Source organism: Micromonospora sp. NPDC048907 (assembly GCF_055586885.1).
On the sequence record NZ_JBVJHI010000003.1, the window covers coordinates 39,846 to 56,471 of the forward strand.

Sequence of the window (16,626 nt, forward strand, 5' to 3'; positions counted from 1 at the left end):
ACCTGACGAGGCACGATGAGCATCAGCACCCCGGGCGGCCCGGAACGCCGTCCCACCGTGGTCAGCACCGGCAAGAAGCCGGCCGCCGGCCGGCCCGCGGCTGCCGACAAGCCCTCCGGCGGCAAGGGCCCGACCCGGCCGACCGGCGGCAAGGGCCGTAAGCCGGTCACCCCGGTGAAGGTGAGCCAGGGTCGCGCGTGGGGTCCGATCGCGCTCTTCGTCGCGGTCGGCGTCCTGGCGGTGGGCATCATCGGCGTGGGCGCGTGGGCGGTCTACCAGGGCGCCCAGCCGTGGGAGAAGCGGGCCGACGCGATCAACGGCATCGTCGACTTCCGCAAGAAGGACAAGGACCTGGTCAAGGGCGGCCAGCACCAGGCGGGCCCACTCAAGTACGACGTGCTTCCGCCGGTGGGCGGCCCGCACAACCAGGCCTGGCAGAACTGCATGGGCGACGTCTACGACGCCCCGATCGCCAACGAGCACGCGGTGCACAGCCTGGAGCACGGCACGGTCTGGATCACCTACCGTCCCGACCTGCCCGCCGACCAGGTGGCCAAGCTCAAGGCCAAGGTGCAGGGCAAGGAGAAGATGATGCTCAGCCCGTTCGAGGGGCTGGACAAGCCGATCTCCCTCCAGGCCTGGGGCTTCCAGCTCAAGGTCGACAACGCCGACGACGGCCGGATCGACGAGTTCATCAAGACGCTGCGCGTGAACGCCTCCGTCGAGGGCCCGACCGCGCTCTGCGACCAGGGTGTCACCGCCACCGGCACCACCCCGCGCGACAACCTGGGCAACAACATGCCCGAGCAGCCGACCCAGTGAGGACGCCGCGATGACCGCCGCCGCGACCACGGACACCGACGTCGACGAGTCCCCGGTCACCGAGTCCGGTGACCGGCGGGCCGCGCGGCGCTTCGGCGTCCTGGCCCTGGCGGCCGCCGTCGTGGTCGGTCTCCTCCTCGGGTACGCGGGCGGTCTGCTCACCCCGACGCTCACCCGTCCGGGCGAGAACTCGGCGGAGGCCGGCTTCGCCCGGGACATGACCAGCCACCACGCCCAGGCCGTGGCGATGGGGCTGCTGGCGTTCCGGCAGGGCCAGGACCCGGAGGTACGCCAGATCGGCGGCGACATCGCCACCGGGCAGCAGGGCGAGATCGGCACCATGCAGACCTGGCTGCGCTCCTGGAAGTTGGACCCGACCGGCGACCAGCCGCCGATGGCCTGGATGTCGGACGGCCCCGGGCTGGTGAAGAACGGCCTCATGCCGGGCATGGCCACGCCGGAGGAGATGGCGAAGCTGCGGGGCGCCAGCGGGCGCGAGTTCGACGTGCTCTTCCTGCAGATGATGATCCGCCACCACGTCGGCGGGGTGCACATGATCGACGGGATCCTCGACCAGGGGCACGACGACGACGTGCTGGCGGTCGCGCAGGTCATGAAGAACACCCAGCAGAAGGACCTGGCCAACCTGTCGGCGGCGCTCAAGCGCCTGGGCGGGACGGTGTAACGCCTGATCGTCCCGGAGGGCCCGCGTCGTGCGCGACGCGGGCCCTTCGCGTGCCTGGGAGCGGGCCATGCCCGTTATGCCGGTTTATAACGGTTTGGGGCATACAACCCATTGCACTGCTTGGAGACTTTTCTCCACACATATCGTGACCAGTTGCGATTCGGGCTCGTTGCGCAGGACGTGGGGGTTGCACTCAGAGACGCAGGGCGGTCGGTGACCAGTTGGTGCCGACGTCACACCATCGGCGGTGACGGGGCGGTGGCAGCCGTCCGTCGCGGACTGCGGCAGGGCGAGCCGGGAACGCTCAGCCGCGAACAGGAACTCGAACTGATCGACGTGCTCCGGGGCGTCCACCCCGACGAGTTCGGCCTGGACGAGGAGCTCTGGACGCGACAGAGCCTCACCACCCTCATCGAGCGCCAGTTCGAGCTGACCATGGACGCCGGCACGGTCGGGGCGTACCTGCGGGCCTGGGGGTTGGGTCCGCGCGAGCCCCGGGAGCGGGCCTGCGGGCTCTGCGTCGGCGCGGTCGAACGCTGGGTACGCAGCGAGTACCCGTCGATCACCCGGGCCGCCCAGGAGCACGCCGCGGAGGTCTACTGGATCGGCCGCGTACGCCTGCGCGGCACCATGCCGGCGGCCGACGTGATCTCCGCCGTCTCGTCCCGCGGCCGGGTGCGCTTCATGATCACAACTCCGTCGGTGGACCCGCCGCTCCCCCGCGACTTCGTGCTGCGGCTCAGCGGCGCCGAGGAGCGCACGGTGCACCTGATCGTCGACGGCTCCTGGCCGCGCAACGAGTGGCCCCGCCGCCTGCCGCGCCGCATCGTCCTCCACCCGCTGCCGAGCTGCGGCCGCCCCGTCGCCGCCGCCTGAGCCGCCGGGTGCCGATTCGGTGATCCGGGAAGGGGTTTGCTACTCTTCTCGGGTCGCTGAGCCCCCGTAGCTCAGGGGATAGAGCACCGCCCTCCGGAGGCGGGGGCGCAGGTTCGAATCCTGCCGGGGGCACAGACACGAGGAAGCCCGGGCCGCTGGCCCGGGCTTCTTCGCATGGCGGACGGCCCGCTCGGAGGTCAGGCCCAGCCGTTGCGGGCGGCGGCCCAGCCCAGCTGGACCCGGCTGTCCACACCGGCCGCGTCCATGAGCTGGCGGATCCGGCGGTGCACGGTGCGCAGCGAGATGTCCAGCTGCGTCGCGATGGCCTGGTCGGTCTGCCCGGACAGCAGCAGCGCCAGCACCTGCATGTGCCCGTCCCCCAGCTCGCCGCTTGTCAACTCGGTCACCTCGTCCGGCGCCGGGGCGGGCCGCAGCGGGTACGCCCGCTCCCACGCGGCCTCGAAGGACGCCACCAGCACGGCGAGCAGCCCGCTGCGGTGCACCAGGATGGACGCGGGCGATCCGTCGGCGTCGTGGTGCAGCGGCAGCATGGCGATCTCACCGTCCACGATCATCATCTTGACCGGCACGGCGTCGACGATCCGGATCTCCTGGCCGAGCGACATGCTGGCGCGGATGTCGGCCTGCATCTCGGGCCCGGTCAGCGCCCGCCGGTCCAGCAGGGCCCGGTAGCGGACCCCCCGCCGCATGCTCGCCCGCTCGGCGGTGTTCTCCCGGTGCGGGACGACCCGGAGGTTGGGCGGCACCATGGAGAGCACCTCGTGGCGCGCCGCCTCCTGGATCTGGAAGAAGCGGCGCCGGACGGTGTCGACGTCGGCGATCACCTCGACGACGCCGGGGGCCTGGTCGGCGGTGCGGTACTGCTCGGCCAGCGCCGCGACGTCGGACTCGGCCTGCCGCAGGTCGTGCTGGCGCTGGCGGAGCAGGGCGTTGAGGGCGACGGCGGGCGGCGCCGGCACGAACACCGGGCCGTCGCCGGCCGGAGCGCCGGTGGCCGTGGCCACCAGACCGCGCTCGACCAGGCCGTCGAGGGCGGCCCGGACCGCCGCGTCGGACCGTCCCGTGGCCGCCGCGACCTCCGCGGCGCACGCCCGGCGAGAAGCGATGAGCTGGCGGTACGTCTCCTCCTCGACGGGGTCGAGTCCCAACGGTGCCAGCATGTCTCATCTCCTGCGGGGGTGTGGCGCGGACCGGAGCGGCGGCCCCGGAGAGGGGGTCCCGGGGCCGCCGCTCCTGGCGGTCCGCTACCGCGGACCGCGGGTGGCCAGGCCGTAGGCCCGGGTGATCTCCTGACTGACCCGGTTGCCGGCGTCGTCCCAGGCGGTGGCCTTGAGCGAGACGTAGCCGGTGTCGGGGGCCACGAAGTCTGCCACCCAGGTCCCGCCCCTGCGGACCAGGGGCACGTCCCGCCAGTGGGCCCCGTCGTCGAACGACACGGCGAGCCTCGTGCCGGCGATCTTCCCCGCGCCGGCGGCACCCGGCAGGTGGGACGGGGTCACGGTGAGGTGCTGGCGGCCGCCGCAGGCGTTCCCGAGCAGGTCGGTCGCGACCGCGTAGTCCAGTTGGAGCACCGCCACGACGTCGAGGTCGTCCACGCTCTCGACGTGCGGCGAGCGCACCTCCCAGGTGGTGTGGGTACGCGGGGACAGCCGGTACCCGGCGCGGCTGGCCACCAGGTCGAGCGAGTAGTGCCCGACGCCCTCCGGGTTGCCCTCGATCGTGGCCTGGGCCCAGCCGTTCACCTTCGCGATCTCCTCGCCGTCGCGCCGGACGGTGAAGGCGATGTCGCTGCCCCACTGCATGAACCCGGCGTGCCCCCGATCGCCGTCCGACCAGGGCTGGACGTTGAAGGTCAGCCAACCCGCGTTGCGTTCGGACGCGTAGAACGAGGCGTTGTCCCGGGGCCGGGTGACCGGCCCGAAGAAGGAGACGGTGCTGCGGCTGCCCGGCCGGTAGGCCCGCTGCTCGCCGACCGAGGCCAGCTCCATCTCCCGGCCGCCGATGGCACCCTCCCGCCAGGTCGTGCCCGGCTGGGCGGAGACGTAGTCGGTCCGGGTCCGCTGCATGCCCTGCCAGAGCGGGAAGCCGGCCGAGTAGGTGCGGTAGGGACGGAAGTCCTCCCGGAACTCGCCACCCAGCGTCGGGGCGTCACCGTGGAACCGCATCTCCACCACCGCGAGGTCCCTGGGCCGGGGCCGGTACGCGAGGTCCGCCGGGATCCGGCCGGGGTGCGGGTCGACCAGGTCGTACGTGTACGGCGAGTTCGGGGTGCCCTCGAGCCCGAGCCGCAGCTGCCCCCGGCGGGCCCGGTCCACCAGCGGAGCGCCGGTGGTGGACGTGACGCTGACGACCGGCACGCCGCTGAGCCGGCCCTCGTCGTCCCCCACCCACTGGGAGTACGGATCCGCCGTGTCGTTGACGACGATCAGCAGCGCGGCCCCGGCCCCGGCGGCCGCCGCGGCGCGCTCGGCGTTGCTCAGCTCGTCGGAGCGGTCCACCAGCACGACCTTGCCGCGCACGTCGCGGCCCGCGTAGTCCGCCGGGCGGCCGAGGCCGACGTGCACCCCCTCGGCCTGCGCGCGGCCCTCGTGGAGCGCCGAGCCCGGCTGGCCGAGGAAGCGCACCTCCCGCCCCCGGTCGGTCACGGTGAGCAGCGGGTACGCCTTGCGCCAGCGGGTCTCGTACTCGAACGCCCCGCGGGTGACCTGCTTCGTCGGCAGGACCCACATCGTGTCGGTCCACGGGGAGAGGATGTACTTGTCGTCGATGCCGTTGACACCGTCCGACCGGTACCAGTCCATCATCAGGATCCGGTCCTCGGTCCGCTTCGGCACCGTGGCGGTGGCCTCCACCGCCTTGCGCGCGTCGAGGGTGATCGTCCGGTCCCGGTCCAGCACGATCTCCGGGTCACCCAGCAGGGCGGTGCCGCGGGAGTCGGGGCCGTGCTTGCCGGGCACGTCCAGGTAGCTCCAGACGCTGTAGGTGCCGGGCCGCAGCCGCACCGTGGTGGGCCCGGTGTCGCTGCTGGTGAGGAAGTAGGGATCGGCCTCACCGAAGCGCTGCACGGCGAGGAAGGTCGACGCGTACCGGCCGGCGCGGTCCTTGATCGAGAAGGTCAGGTCGTGCCGCTCGTCCTCCAGGTAGAGGCCGAGCGTGGTGCGCGTGCGGATGCCACCCGCGGCGGTCGCGGTGACCTCGCCGAGGTAGCGGCGGCCGGCGGCACCCAGCTCGGGGTGGGCGGTCCCGGTGACCGAGGCCGTGCCGTGCGCGGGCACCACGAGCGTGTCCGCGGCCAGGGTGAACATCCCCGGCGCCGGCTTGCCCTCGTCGGCGTGCGGGTCGGCGTCCATCGGGCCGCCGGCGATCTCGCCGGTCACCGACAGGTCGAGCGTCACCGCGGCGTCGCCGGTGTTGGTGTAGGTGATGGTGCGGTCGATCGGCCCCGGATGGTCGTGGGACCAGCCCTGGAATCCGAAGTACGCCGAGCCGGTGGCGGTCACCGTGGCGCCGAGCCCGGCCGGGATGTCGACCCGGCCCGCGCCCACCTGGTAGGCGGTCTGGCCGTCCCGCTTCTTCGCCGTGCTCATGAGCGCGTCCTTCAGCTGCGCGGCACGCCAGTCCGGGTGCTGCTGGGCGAGGACCGCCGCGGCCCCCGCCACGTGCGGCGTGGCCATCGACGTGCCGCTCATCGACTGGTACCAGCCGTCCGCCGCCGTCCCGCCCGCCTTCGCGGCGAGGATGTCCACGCCCGGGGCGGCGATGTCCGGCTTGAGGGCGTAGTCGCCGAAGCGCGGTCCCCGGCTGGAGAACTCGGCGAGTTCGTCGGCGGAGTCCACCGCGGCGACGGTGAGCGCGGCGTCCGCGGCGCCCGGTGAGCTGATCACGCCCTCGGCGCCGGCGTTGCCGGCGGCCACCACGAACAGGGCGCCGGTCTGGGCGGTGAGCTGGTTGACCGCGGTGCTCAGCGGGTCGGTGCCGTCGGTCGACTGGTCGCCGCCGATGCTCATGCTGACCACCCGGGCGCCCTGGCCGGCGGCCCATTCCATGCCGGCGATCACCCACGAGTCGGCGCCGTAGCCCTCGTCCGCGAGGATCTTGCCGACGATCAGGTCGGCCTTCGGGGCGACGCCCTTCTCCAGGCCGCCGGAGGCGGCGCCGCTGCCACCGACCGTCGAGGCGACGTGGGTGCCGTGGCCGTTGCCGTCCTCAACGGTCTCGTCGGGCACGAAGGTGGCGCTCGCGCTGACCCGGCCGGCCAGGTCGGGGTGGTCGGTGTCGTACCCGGTGTCGAGGACGGCGACCTTCACGCCGGAGCCGTCGCGCCCGGCCGCCCAGGCCGCCGGGGCGCCGATCTGCGCGGTGCTGTCGGCGAGCTGGGCGTGGACCTTGCCGTCCAGCCAGATCCGGCTGATGCCGTCGGCCAGCACCGGGGTCGCGTCGGCCGAGGCAGGGGCGACGGTGGCGACGTCCGGGGTGACGGCCTCCCAGACCCGGCGGGCCTGGCGCTTGGTGGCCCGGACCGCCGCGCCGCGGACGCTCGCCAGCGGCCGGACCCTCGTGGTGCCGGCCGGCGCGGGACGCCGGGCGGACGCCGCGTCGGCGTAGCTCACGATCAGCGGAATGCCGTCGGAGTGCCGGTCGTCGTAGCCGTCCTCGATCAGGCCGGTGACGTCGAAGAGCCGCCGGTCGAGGCGCCCGGACGCGAGGTACGGGAGCACCTCGTCGGGGATGACGTAGAGGTCCTTGCCGATGGTCTGCGCGTGCACGCCGCCCCGGGCGCCGGTGGGGCGCCGGATGTCGGTCGAGTACCGGCCCGCGCCGATCTCGGTGACCGTGACGACGTCACCGGTGATCAGGGTGACCGTGCTGGCCGGGGCCGCCCGGCCGGGGGTGGACGGCGTGGCGGCGCCCGCGGTCGGGGCCGGCGGGCCGAAGAGGGTCGCGGCCAGCACGGCGCCGGCGACACCTGTGGCGGCGGCTCGGCGCAGGGGTGTGTGGGGGAGCATGGTGAAGGAGATACCGGCCCCCGCGGGCACCACGGAAGACTTCGCCGATGGCGGGTTGCTGACTTGGCAGCGATCAGCCGGCGCCGCCGCCGGCCGTGGTCAGGGGCTGGTCAGCCGGCCTCGCGGCGGGCCTTCGCGCGGCGCTTGCCCTCGTGCATGGCCTGCACCCGGGCCACCGGGATGGTCCGCCCCTCGGCGACCAGCTCCTCCGGCAGCCGCTGCGGCGCGGGCAGCGCCTCCGCCCACGGGTCCCGGTCGCCGAGGAGCCCCGGCACGGTCTTCACCGTGAAGTCGGCCGGGGTCGCGGCCTCGACGTCGGCCCAGCCGACCGGGTACGACACCGGCGTGCCGGGCCGGATGCGCGGGCTGTACGCGGCCACCACGGTCGCCCCGTACGACCGGGTGGAGTCGACGAAGACCCGGCCGCCCCGGTCCTCGACGATGAAGGCGGTGGTGGCCAGCGCCGGGTCGAGCCGTTCGGTCCGGGCGGCGAGGGCCCGGGTCGCGGCGGCGGCCTCCTCGGCCATCGTCGCCGGGTCCACCGGCACGATCACGTGCAGGCCCTTCGCCCCGCTGGTCTTCACCGCGCCGGCCAGCCCCGCGTCGGTGAGGGCCTGCCGGACCAGCAGCGCGGTGCGGACCGCCACGCCGAACGAGTCGCCCGGCGGCGGGTCCAGGTCGAGCACCAGGTGGGTGGGGTGCTCGGGGTGGCCCGCGTGGCCCAGCGTCGGGTGGTACTCGACCGCCCGCTGGTTGGCGAACCAGAGCAGCGTCCGCCGGTCGTCGCAGAGGGCGTACGAGATGTCGCGGTGCGAGGCCTCCGCCCAGACCGAGGTGCGGCGCACCCAGTCCGGTGTGTACTTCGGCAGGTTCTTCTGCATGAACGGGTCCTGGCCGGGCCGTACCCGGACCACCGACAGCGGCCGGTCCCGCAGCCCGGGCAGCATCCGCTCGTGGACGGCGTCCAGGTAGTCGACCAGGTCGCGTTTGGTGGCCCCGGCCCCGTCGAACAGCGGCTGGTCCAGGTTGGTCAGCGACACCCCGGCCCGGGTCTCGTCAGCGGCGCCCATCCGCCCACCTTCCCGGGCAGCGCCCGGGTCGGCAACCCCGACACGGATTCCCGGCGGAATGCGGTGGCTCCGGCCCGACCGGCGGGCGCCGGATCAGACCCAGAAGGTGTCGTGCCGCAGGAAGAACTCCGCCCGTTCCTCCTCGCTCCGGCCGGCCAGGTCCAGCAGGCCCTCGAAGTAGCCCTCCCGGGGCGCGCCCGGGGCGAAGTGCAGCAACATCGACGCCGGCTCGCCGGACTCGTTGCGGAACGCGTGTACGCCGCCCTCGGGGACGTGCACGAAGTCCCCGGGCCCGGTGTCGATCCACCGCCGGCCGTCGTAGATGCGTACCGCGCCGGAGAGGATGAAGAAGGACTCCGAGATGGACCGGTGGAAGTGCGGCGACGGGCCGCTCGGCTGCGGCCCCATCTCCCAGCGGTACAGGCCGAACTGCCCGTTGGTCGACGCGCCCGTGGCCAGGTAGTGCGCCGTGCCGCCGGAGGGATAGACCAGCTCCGGGGGTTGGTCCGCCGGGCGGTAGGTGGCCGTCTGCTCGCCCTGGTCGCCCGCGTAACGCGGCGGCGGGTAGGTCACCGGGCCTCCTCTCCGGTCGGGAACGCCTCGTGGCCCGCGGCGATCGCGGCGAGCATCCCGACGATACGGGCGCGGGCGGCGGCGTACAGGCCCGAGCCGTAGCTGATCCGGGCCACGCCGAGGGCCGCCAGTTCGCCCGGGGTGGGGGCGCCGGGCCGGGCCATCACGTTGACCGGGGCGTCCACCTCGGTGACGACGTGGCGGATCTGCGCCGGGTCGGCCAGCAGGATCGGGTAGACGCTGTCCGCCCCGGCGGCCCGGTAGCGGCGGGCCCGGCGCACCGCCTCGGCGAGCCGGCCCTCCGCCGGCCCGTACGCCCGCAGGTGCACGTCGACCCGGGCGTTGAGCACCAGGTCCACGCCGGCCGCGCGGGCCGCCGCTCGGATGCCGGCGAGCAGGTCCGCCTGCTCCTCGAGGTCGTACAACTCCCGGGTACGCGGGTCGGAGTCCTCGATGTTGCAGCCCACCGCGCCGGCCGCCAGCAGCCGCTCGACCAGCTCGGCCGGGCGCAGCCCGTACCCCCGTTCCAGGTCGGCGGTGACCGGGACCGGCACGGCGGCGGCGATCCGGCCGACCGCCGCGAACATCTCGCCCACCGGCGTGGCCTCGCCGTCGGTGTGGCCGAGCGCCTCGGCGACCGCGGCGCTGCTGGTGGCGACGGCCGGGAAGCCGGCCGCGACCACCGCCCGGGCGGACCCCGGGTCCCAGGCGTTCGGCAGGATCAGCGGGTCCCCGGGGCGGTGCAGCGCGCGCAGCGCGGCGGCCCGCCGGCTCAGCTCGGTCATGCGGCCAGTCTCGCCGCGCCGGCGGCCCGCCCGTAAGCTCCAATTCCGTGCCGATGGACTGGGCCGATTTCGGCGTCGACCTGCACCTGGAGCTGGACGCCACCGGCGGCCGGCGGGCCGGCCTGGAACGGGCGTTGCGGGACGCCATCCGCGACGGGCGGCTCCCGCCGGCCACCCGGCTGCCGGCCACCCGCGTCCTCGCCGCCGAGCTGGGCCTGTCCCGGGGCACCGTGAGCGCCGCCTACGACCAGCTGGTCGCCGAGGGCTGGCTGGTCGCCCGGATCGGCGCGGGCACGGAGGTCAGCGGGCTGCTTCGGGCCGCGCCGCCGCCGGCCGCGCCGCCGCCCGGCTCGGCGACCTTCCGGTACGACCTGCGCCCGGGCAGCCCCGACGTCGGGCTCTTCCCGGTCACCGCCTGGCTGCGGGCCACCCGGCGGGCGCTGGCCGTCGCCCCCGCCGAGGCGTACGGCTACGGCGACCCGCGCGGCCGCCCGGAGCTGCGCCGCGCGCTCGCCGGCTACCTGGGCCGGGCCCGCGGCGTGCTGGCCGACCCGGAACGGATCGTGGTCACCACCGGGTACGTCCAGGCCCTCGTGCTGCTCGCCGGAGTGCTCCGGGACGCCGGCACGCCGACGGTGGCCATGGAGGACCCCGGGCTGGCCTTCCACCGGGAGGTGGTCCGCCGGCACGGCGGCACGGTGCTGCCGCTGCCGGTCGACGGGCTCGGCGCGCGCACCGACCTGCTCGGCGCCGGGCCGCTGGCCCGGGTGGGGGCCGCCGTGGTGACCCCGGCGCACCAGTTCCCCACCGGGGTGACCCTGCACCCGGCCCGCCGGCACGCCCTGGCGAAGTGGGCCCGGGCCACCGGCGGGCTGGTGGTCGAGGACGATTACGACGGCGAGTTCCGCTACGACCGGCAGCCGGTCGGTGCGGTCCAGGGCACCGCACCGGAGCAGGTCGCGTACGTGGGCACGGCGGCGAAGACGCTCGGACCGGCGCTCCGCCTGGCCTGGCTGGTGCTGCCGGCCCGGCTCGTGGAGCCGGTGGTGGAGGCCAAGCGCCACCTGGACCTGCAGAGCGAGACGATCGGCCAGCTCGCTCTCGCGGAGCTGATCGACGGGCACGGCTACGACCGGCAGATCCGCACCGTCCGGCGCCGCTACCGGCAGCGGCGGGATTTCCTCCTGGAGCGGCTGGGCCCACGGTCGGCGCTGGACGGCGTGGCGGCCGGCCTGCACGCCACCGTCCACCTGCGCCCGGACGGCCCGGCCGAGGCCGAGGTGCTCGCCGCGGCCGCCGCGCGCGGTCTCGCCGTCGGCGGGCTGGCCATGCACCGGCACCACCCCGAGAGTGCCCCGCCCGGCCTGGTGGTCGGCTACGCCGGCCCGCCCGCGCACGCGTACCCCACCGCCGTGGACCTCCTGGCCCGGGTGCTGCACGACCTGGACGCCTGACCTGGCGCGACGACGCGGCTCCTCCCGCGCGGCCCGTGTAACCGGGACGCGGCTCCCCCGGTAGCGGCCGTGGAACCGGCGCGCGGATTTCCCGGGGCACGGCCGTGGAATCAGCACGACGCGCCTCCCCGTCGCGGCCTGGAATCGCCATGTCTTCTCACCGACTACGAACTTGATGACGTGAGCGATTCACCGGCACCGCTCTCCGCCCGCCGCGACCCTGGCCATGCTCAGGTCCTGGCCCGGCTCAGGCCGTGACACTGACCCGGACCGTCCACAATCCCCAACCCGACCCCGACCCCAACCTCCGCGCCACCCCCGACCCCGCCGATCCATTTACGACATCAAGTTTGTAGCGACCGAAGGGCGACATGCCGCCGGCCCCGAGGCCGTGCGGACAGGCTCCGTGCTCGCACAGATCTTGGCGAGTTTCCGTCGGCTGGAAACGGAAACTCGCCAAGATCGCATCACGACTCCGCAGCCGGGTGTGACGACGCCCCACGGGTCAGCGGGCGGAGCACGTCTCCGGGACCGCGGAAGTGGAAGGCGCGGCGGGACGGCGGGCGGCGCGGGAGACGCGAGCGGGGCCGGCGGGGCCGGCGGCGCGGGCTAGGCGGGCGGTGAGCAGGGCGACCAGGAGGGCGGCGGCCACCAGGGCGGCGGCGACCGCGAAGGCGGACCGGTAGCCCAGGGCGAGGGCCGCGACCTCGTCGGTGCCGGCGGCGCGCAGCGCGTCGGTGCGGCTCGCCGCCAGGGTGGCCAGCACGGCCAGCCCGAGCGCCCCGCCGACCTGCTGGGTGGTGTTGGCCAGCCCGGAGGCGAGCCCGGCGTCGGCGGGCTCCGCACCGGCCATGGCCAGGGTGGTGACCGCCGGCAGGGTGAGCCCGCCGGCCACGCCGAAGACCAGCATCGCGGGCAGCACGTCGGCGGTGTAGCGGGCGTCCACCGGGAGTCGGACCAGCAGCAGGAACCCGACCACGGCGAGTGCCAGCCCGCCGACCAGCACGGTCCGGGCGCCGAACCGGGCCACCAGCCGCCCGGCGAGGCCCAGCGAGACCGCCGCGATCACCAGCGGGGTGGGCAGGAAGGCGAATCCGGTGGCGGCCGGGTCCAGCCCGAGCACGAGTTGCAGGTGCAGGGCGAGCAGGAACTGGAAGCCGAAGTAGGCGGCCACCATGAGGAACTGGGTGGCGTTCGCGGCGACCAGGCCGGGTGCGCGCAGCACCCGGGGCGGCAGCAGCGGCGTGCCGGCGTGCCGCTGCCGGGCCGCGAAGCCGGCGAGCAGCGCGGCGGCGAGCGCGCCCGCGCCGAGGGTGCGCGGCGAGGTCCAGCCGTGCTCCCCGGCGCCCACGATGGCCAGCACCGCGGCCATCAGCCCGGCCGTGGCCAGCACTGCGCCGAGCAGGTCCAGTCCGGCCCGCAGCCCGGCGCCGCGGTCGGGCGCGATCAGCCGTACGGCGCCGGCCACGATCGCCGCGCCGATCGGCAGGTTGATCAGGAAGATCGACCGCCACCCGGTCAGGTCGGTGAGGACTCCGCCGACCAGCAGCCCGAGCGAGGCTCCGGCCGCGCCGGTGAAGCTGAACACGGCGATGGCGCGGGCCCGCTCGGCCGGCTCGGGGAAGATCCGGACGATCATGCCGAGGCTGACCGCGGTGGCGAGCGCGCCTCCGACGCCCTGCGCGAACCGGGCGGCGACCAGGGTGCCCGGACCGGTGGCGGCCGCGCAGAGCAGCGAGGCGAGGGTGAACAGGGCGACCCCGGCCAGGAACACCTGCCGCCGGCCGAGCAGGTCGCCCAGCCGCCCGGCCAGGAGCAGCAGCCCGCCGAAGGCGACCAGGTACGCGTTCACCACCCAGGCCAGCCCGGCGGCCGGGAAGCCGAGGTCGGCCTGGACGGCCGGCAGTGCGACGGCGACGATGCTGCCGTCCAGGATGATCATCAGGCTGCCGGCGCTGAGCACGAGCAGCGCGGGCCAGCGGTTGGTCCCCGTCATGGTGGAGCGCCTCCTTGGTGCACGGTTTGTTACTGAGGCCATCGTCTGTGACCATGAGGCCGAGCGGAAGGAGGCACTTTGATGTCCCAGGGGAACAGGTGTGTGTCCATCCAGGCCGACCAGGCGCGGGCCTGCACCGTGCGGGAGGCGCTGGACCGGGTCGGCGGGAAGTGGAGCATCGGCATCCTGATCGCCGCCTCCCAGGGCCCGATCCGCTTCACCGAGCTGGAGCGCCAGGTGGAGGGGATCAGCCGCCGGATGCTCACGCTGACCCTGCGCAACCTGGAGCGGGACGGCCTGCTGCACCGCCGGGTCCACCCCACCGTGCCGCCCCGGGTCGAGTACACGGCCACCCCGATGGCCCGCGAGCTCTACGAGTCGCTGGTGGCGCTCACCCGCTGGGCGGAACGGCACCGCGAGGGGATCAGCGCGGCGCGGGCGGCGTACGACCGGGAGCACGGGACGCCGGTCGGCTGAGTGCCGCTGTGGCGAAGGCCACCCGATCCGTCTGACCGATCGGTCAGGTGCTGACCGATCGGTCAGGCATGCTGGAGGGCATGGCACGGGCGGTACCGGAGACACACGGCGAGATCCTCGCAGCGGCGGCGAGACGCTTCGCCGTCACCGGCTACAAGGGCACCTCGCTCCAGGACATCGCCCGTGCGGTGGGCTGCTCGAAGGCGACCGTGCTCTACCACTTCGCCAACAAGGAAGCGCTCCTCGGTGAGCTGATGGCACCCGCCATCGCGGTGCTGGAGGCGCTCGACGCCCGCCTCGCCGGCACCACCGGCGCGGCGGCGCAGCAGATCGCCGGCGAGGGCTTCGTCGACCTGGCGGTGCGCTTCCGCCGGCAGATCGCGCTGCTCCGGGGCGAGTTCCCCGACCTGCTCCAGCAGCCCGCGTTCGCGCACATCCAGCAGATCTCCGAACGGCTCGTCGCGGCCTTCGCCGGCCACTCCGACCGGCCCTCCGCGCGGATCGCCGCGCTCGTGGTGCTCGCCGGCATCGCCGAGACGTGCGCCGAGTTCATCGACATCCCCGACGACGAACTGCGGCCCGCCCTGCTGGCCGTCGTCCGGCGGGCCCTCGAACCCGTCACCTGATCCCCGTTCCGACCCCGAGGACAAGGAAACCCATGGCGACCCTGCTGTACCGGCTCGGCCGGGCATCGTTGCGCCGACGGCGACTCGTCGCCGTCGTGTGGCTCGTCGTACTCGTCGGCCTCGGCCTCGCCGCGGCCACCCTGAAGGGCCCGACGGCGAGCAACTTCACCATGCCGGGCACCGAGTCGCAGAAGGCGATCGACCTGCTCGCCGACCGGTTCCCGGCGGCCAGCGGCGCCACCGGCACCATCGCCGTCAAGGCCCCCCAGGCGGGCCAGCTCACCACGCCCGAGGGACAGGCGATCGTCAAGCAGGTCACCCAGGAGGCGGCCACGCTGCCCGGTGTGGTCGGCGCGGTCGACCCGTACCAGGCGCAGGCGCTCACCCCGGACGGCCGGTACGCGCTCATCCAGGTGCAGTTCCAGGGCCGGGCCGACGACGTGACCGACGCCCAGCGCGACGCGTACGAGAAGGTCGGCGCGCAGGCCGAGGCGCAGGGCTGGCAGATCGCCCCCGGCGGCGAGGTGCTCAACTCCGAGCCGGAGGTCGGCTCCACCGAGGCGCTCGGCGTGCTGGTCGCGGCGATCGTCCTGGTCATCACCTTCGGCTCGCTCGTCGCGGCCGGGATGACCATGCTGAACGCGCTGATCGGCGTCGGCGTCGGCATGGCCGGCCTGTACGCGCTCAGCGGCGCGGTCGAGCTGACCAGCACGGCGCCGATCCTGGCCCTGATGCTCGGCCTCGCGGTCGGCATCGACTACTCGCTGTTCATCACCTCCCGGCACCGGCAGAACCTGCTCGACGGCCTCTCGCCCGAGGAGGCGGTCGGCCGCGCGGTCGGCACGGCCGGCTCCGCCGTGGTCTTCGCCGGCGCCACCGTGGTGGTCGCGCTCGCCGGCCTGGCCGTGGTGGGCATCCCGTTCCTCACCGTGATGGGCCTCGCCGCCGCCGGCACCGTCAGCGTGGCCGTGCTGGTGGCGATCACCCTGGCCCCGGCGCTGCTCGGGTTCGCCGGCCGGAAGGTGCTTCCGCGCAAGCTGCGCGACCGCAGGGCGGTCGAGGACCCGGGCACCGGCTCGGAGGACCGCTCGGGCTTCGGCTTCCGCTGGGCACACTGGGTGACCCGGCTGCGTATCCCGGTCATCCTGGTCGGCCTGCTCGGCCTCGGCCTGCTCGCCATCCCCGCCCAGGACATGCGGCTGGCCCTGCCGGACGCGGCCACGGCCGCCGAGGGCAGCCCGGCCCGGGTCAGCAACGAGCTGATCCGGGAGGGCTTCGGCGAGGGCTTCACGGGCCGGCTCGCGGTGGTCGTCACCGCCGACTCGCCGCAGGCCACCCAGGCCGCCGTGCCGCAGGTGACCGCGCTGATCCAGAAGACCGACGGGGTGCTGGCGGTGGCGCCGCCGCAGCTCGACCAGACCGGCCGCACCGCGCTGCTCGGGGTGATCCCGAAGACCGGGCCGACCGACGCGGCCACCGAGACGCTGGTGCACGACATCCGCGCGCAGGTCGGCGACATCCGGAACGCCGACGTGCTGCTGACCGGCGTCACCGCCATCGGCATCGACGTGTCGGAGAAGCTCTCCGACGCGCTGCCGGTCTACCTGCTGCTGGTGGTGGGCCTGTCGGTGCTGCTGCTCATGCTGGTGTTCCGGTCGATCCTGGTGCCGGTGAAGGCCGCGCTGGGCTTCCTGCTCACCGTGGCGGCCACCTTCGGCATCACGGTGGCGGTCTTCCAGCAGGGCCACCTGGCCGACCTGGTCGGGCTGGACACCCCGGGCCCGCTGGTCAGCTTCCTGCCGATCCTGCTCATCGGCATCCTGTTCGGCCTGGCCATGGACTACGAGGTCTTCCTGGTGTCCCGGATGCGCGAGGACTTCGTCCACGGCGACACCGCCCGCCAGGCCACCATCAACGGGATGGGCCACGGCGCCCGGGTGGTCACCGCCGCCGCGCTGATCATGATCTCGGTGTTCGGTGGCTTCGTCTTCCTGGACGACCCGGTCATCAAGTCGATGGGCTTCGCGCTCGCGATCGGTGTCGCCATCGACGCCTTCGTGGTCCGGATGACCATCGTTCCGGCGGTCATGTCGCTGCTCGACAACGCCGCCTGGTGGCTTCCGCGCTGGCTCGGCCGGATCCTGCCCAACGTGGACGTCGAGGGCGAGGGCCTGCGCGCCCACCTCGCCGAGCGCGAGCCCGCCCAGGTGTGACGCCGGGGACCTGCCCGGCCGG

13 protein-coding genes and 1 tRNA gene are annotated in these 16,626 nt (G+C 74.4%); 8 read left to right on the forward strand and 6 right to left on the reverse strand.

Translation table 11 applies throughout. From position 1 onward, the window contains the following. The first annotated feature begins 15 nt into the window (after window positions 1-15). The 4 genes from ACZ6PY_RS09670 to ACZ6PY_RS09685 all read left to right on the forward strand — a co-directional run bounded on the left by ACZ6PY_RS09670 (window position 16) and on the right by ACZ6PY_RS09685 (window position 2,515). A complete protein-coding gene (locus ACZ6PY_RS09670; protein ID WP_466070863.1) occupies window positions 16-822 on the forward strand; it encodes a DUF3105 domain-containing protein in 807 nt (268 codons plus the stop codon). A gap of 10 nt (window positions 823-832) precedes the next feature. Then, window positions 833-1,507 carry a DUF305 domain-containing protein gene (locus tag ACZ6PY_RS09675; RefSeq protein WP_466070865.1) on the forward strand — a complete coding sequence of 225 codons (675 nt, stop codon included), beginning with the start codon at window positions 833-835 and terminating at the stop codon, window positions 1,505-1,507. A gap of 180 nt (window positions 1,508-1,687) precedes the next feature. Then, complete coding sequence (locus ACZ6PY_RS09680; RefSeq protein WP_151461908.1) at window positions 1,688-2,383, forward strand: winged helix-turn-helix domain-containing protein; 696 nt, start codon at window positions 1,688-1,690, stop codon at window positions 2,381-2,383. 60 nt (window positions 2,384-2,443) lie between these two features. After that, window positions 2,444-2,515, forward strand: a tRNA-Arg gene (locus ACZ6PY_RS09685). Window positions 2,516-2,580: 65 nt separating this feature from the next. Here the strand turns inward: ACZ6PY_RS09685 and ACZ6PY_RS09690 are convergent. The 5 genes from ACZ6PY_RS09690 to ACZ6PY_RS09710 all read right to left on the reverse strand — a co-directional run bounded on the left by ACZ6PY_RS09690 (window position 2,581) and on the right by ACZ6PY_RS09710 (window position 9,838). Further along, window positions 2,581-3,564, reverse strand: coding sequence for a helix-turn-helix domain-containing protein (locus tag ACZ6PY_RS09690; RefSeq protein WP_466070867.1), 984 nt, complete (start codon window positions 3,562-3,564; stop codon window positions 2,581-2,583). 84 nt (window positions 3,565-3,648) lie between these two features. Further along, window positions 3,649-7,410 (reverse strand): S8 family serine peptidase, encoded by a 3,762-nt coding sequence (locus tag ACZ6PY_RS09695; protein WP_466070869.1) that lies wholly within the window; start codon window positions 7,408-7,410, stop codon window positions 3,649-3,651. 110 nt (window positions 7,411-7,520) lie between these two features. Continuing rightward, window positions 7,521-8,480, reverse strand: coding sequence for a non-homologous end-joining DNA ligase (ligD, locus tag ACZ6PY_RS09700; RefSeq protein ID WP_466070871.1), 960 nt, complete (start codon window positions 8,478-8,480; stop codon window positions 7,521-7,523). 93 nt (window positions 8,481-8,573) lie between these two features. Continuing rightward, window positions 8,574-9,053, reverse strand: coding sequence for a cupin domain-containing protein (locus ACZ6PY_RS09705; RefSeq protein WP_466070872.1), 480 nt, complete (start codon window positions 9,051-9,053; stop codon window positions 8,574-8,576). Beyond that, the gene (locus ACZ6PY_RS09710; RefSeq protein ID WP_466070873.1) at window positions 9,050-9,838 is read right to left on the reverse strand and encodes an isocitrate lyase/PEP mutase family protein; all 789 of its coding nucleotides are present in this window, start codon (window positions 9,836-9,838) and stop codon (window positions 9,050-9,052) included. Before ACZ6PY_RS09710 ends, ACZ6PY_RS09705 begins: the two co-directional genes overlap by 4 nt. Before the next feature lie 53 nt (window positions 9,839-9,891). Here ACZ6PY_RS09710 and pdxR point away from each other — a divergent pair, with 53 nt between their 5' ends. Then, window positions 9,892-11,292 carry a MocR-like pyridoxine biosynthesis transcription factor PdxR gene (gene pdxR, locus ACZ6PY_RS09715; RefSeq protein WP_466072026.1) on the forward strand — a complete coding sequence of 467 codons (1,401 nt, stop codon included), beginning with the start codon at window positions 9,892-9,894 and terminating at the stop codon, window positions 11,290-11,292. Between the two features lie 505 nt (window positions 11,293-11,797). Here the strand turns inward: pdxR and ACZ6PY_RS09720 are convergent. Further along, window positions 11,798-13,288 (reverse strand): MFS transporter, encoded by a 1,491-nt coding sequence (locus ACZ6PY_RS09720; RefSeq protein WP_466070875.1) that lies wholly within the window; start codon window positions 13,286-13,288, stop codon window positions 11,798-11,800. An 81-nt stretch (window positions 13,289-13,369) separates the two neighbouring features. Here ACZ6PY_RS09720 and ACZ6PY_RS09725 point away from each other — a divergent pair, with 81 nt between their 5' ends. The 3 genes from ACZ6PY_RS09725 to ACZ6PY_RS09735 all read left to right on the forward strand — a co-directional run bounded on the left by ACZ6PY_RS09725 (window position 13,370) and on the right by ACZ6PY_RS09735 (window position 16,604). Next, window positions 13,370-13,765: a winged helix-turn-helix transcriptional regulator gene (locus tag ACZ6PY_RS09725; RefSeq protein ID WP_466070876.1), complete on the forward strand. Its 396-nt coding sequence runs from the start codon at window positions 13,370-13,372 to the stop codon at window positions 13,763-13,765. A gap of 80 nt (window positions 13,766-13,845) precedes the next feature. Continuing rightward, window positions 13,846-14,391, forward strand: coding sequence for a TetR/AcrR family transcriptional regulator (locus ACZ6PY_RS09730; RefSeq protein ID WP_262284773.1), 546 nt, complete (start codon window positions 13,846-13,848; stop codon window positions 14,389-14,391). 32 nt (window positions 14,392-14,423) lie between these two features. After that, entirely contained in the window at window positions 14,424-16,604 is a 2,181-nt protein-coding gene (locus ACZ6PY_RS09735) for an MMPL family transporter (RefSeq protein ID WP_466070879.1), read from the forward strand. Window positions 16,605-16,626 lie beyond the last annotated feature (22 nt).

Bases quoted from the DNA above. Each gene is read 5' to 3' on its own strand.
- ACZ6PY_RS09695 (WP_466070869.1), bottom strand. From the start codon at position 7,410: ATGCTCCCCCACACACCCCTGCGCCGAGCCGCCGCCACAGGTGTCGCC.
- ACZ6PY_RS09710 (WP_466070873.1), bottom strand. From the start codon at position 9,838: ATGACCGAGCTGAGCCGGCGGGCCGCCGCGCTGCGCGCGCTGCACCGC.
- ACZ6PY_RS09675 (WP_466070865.1), top strand. From the start codon at position 833: ATGACCGCCGCCGCGACCACGGACACCGACGTCGACGAGTCCCCGGTC.
- pdxR (WP_466072026.1), top strand. From the start codon at position 9,892: ATGGACTGGGCCGATTTCGGCGTCGACCTGCACCTGGAGCTGGACGCC.
- ACZ6PY_RS09735 (WP_466070879.1), top strand. From the start codon at position 14,424: ATGGCGACCCTGCTGTACCGGCTCGGCCGGGCATCGTTGCGCCGACGG.
- ACZ6PY_RS09730 (WP_262284773.1), top strand. From the start codon at position 13,846: ATGGCACGGGCGGTACCGGAGACACACGGCGAGATCCTCGCAGCGGCG.
- ACZ6PY_RS09720 (WP_466070875.1), bottom strand. From the start codon at position 13,288: ATGACGGGGACCAACCGCTGGCCCGCGCTGCTCGTGCTCAGCGCCGGC.
- ligD (WP_466070871.1), bottom strand. From the start codon at position 8,480: ATGGGCGCCGCTGACGAGACCCGGGCCGGGGTGTCGCTGACCAACCTG.
- ACZ6PY_RS09725 (WP_466070876.1), top strand. From the start codon at position 13,370: ATGTCCCAGGGGAACAGGTGTGTGTCCATCCAGGCCGACCAGGCGCGG.
- ACZ6PY_RS09690 (WP_466070867.1), bottom strand. From the start codon at position 3,564: ATGCTGGCACCGTTGGGACTCGACCCCGTCGAGGAGGAGACGTACCGC.
- ACZ6PY_RS09670 (WP_466070863.1), top strand. From the start codon at position 16: ATGAGCATCAGCACCCCGGGCGGCCCGGAACGCCGTCCCACCGTGGTC.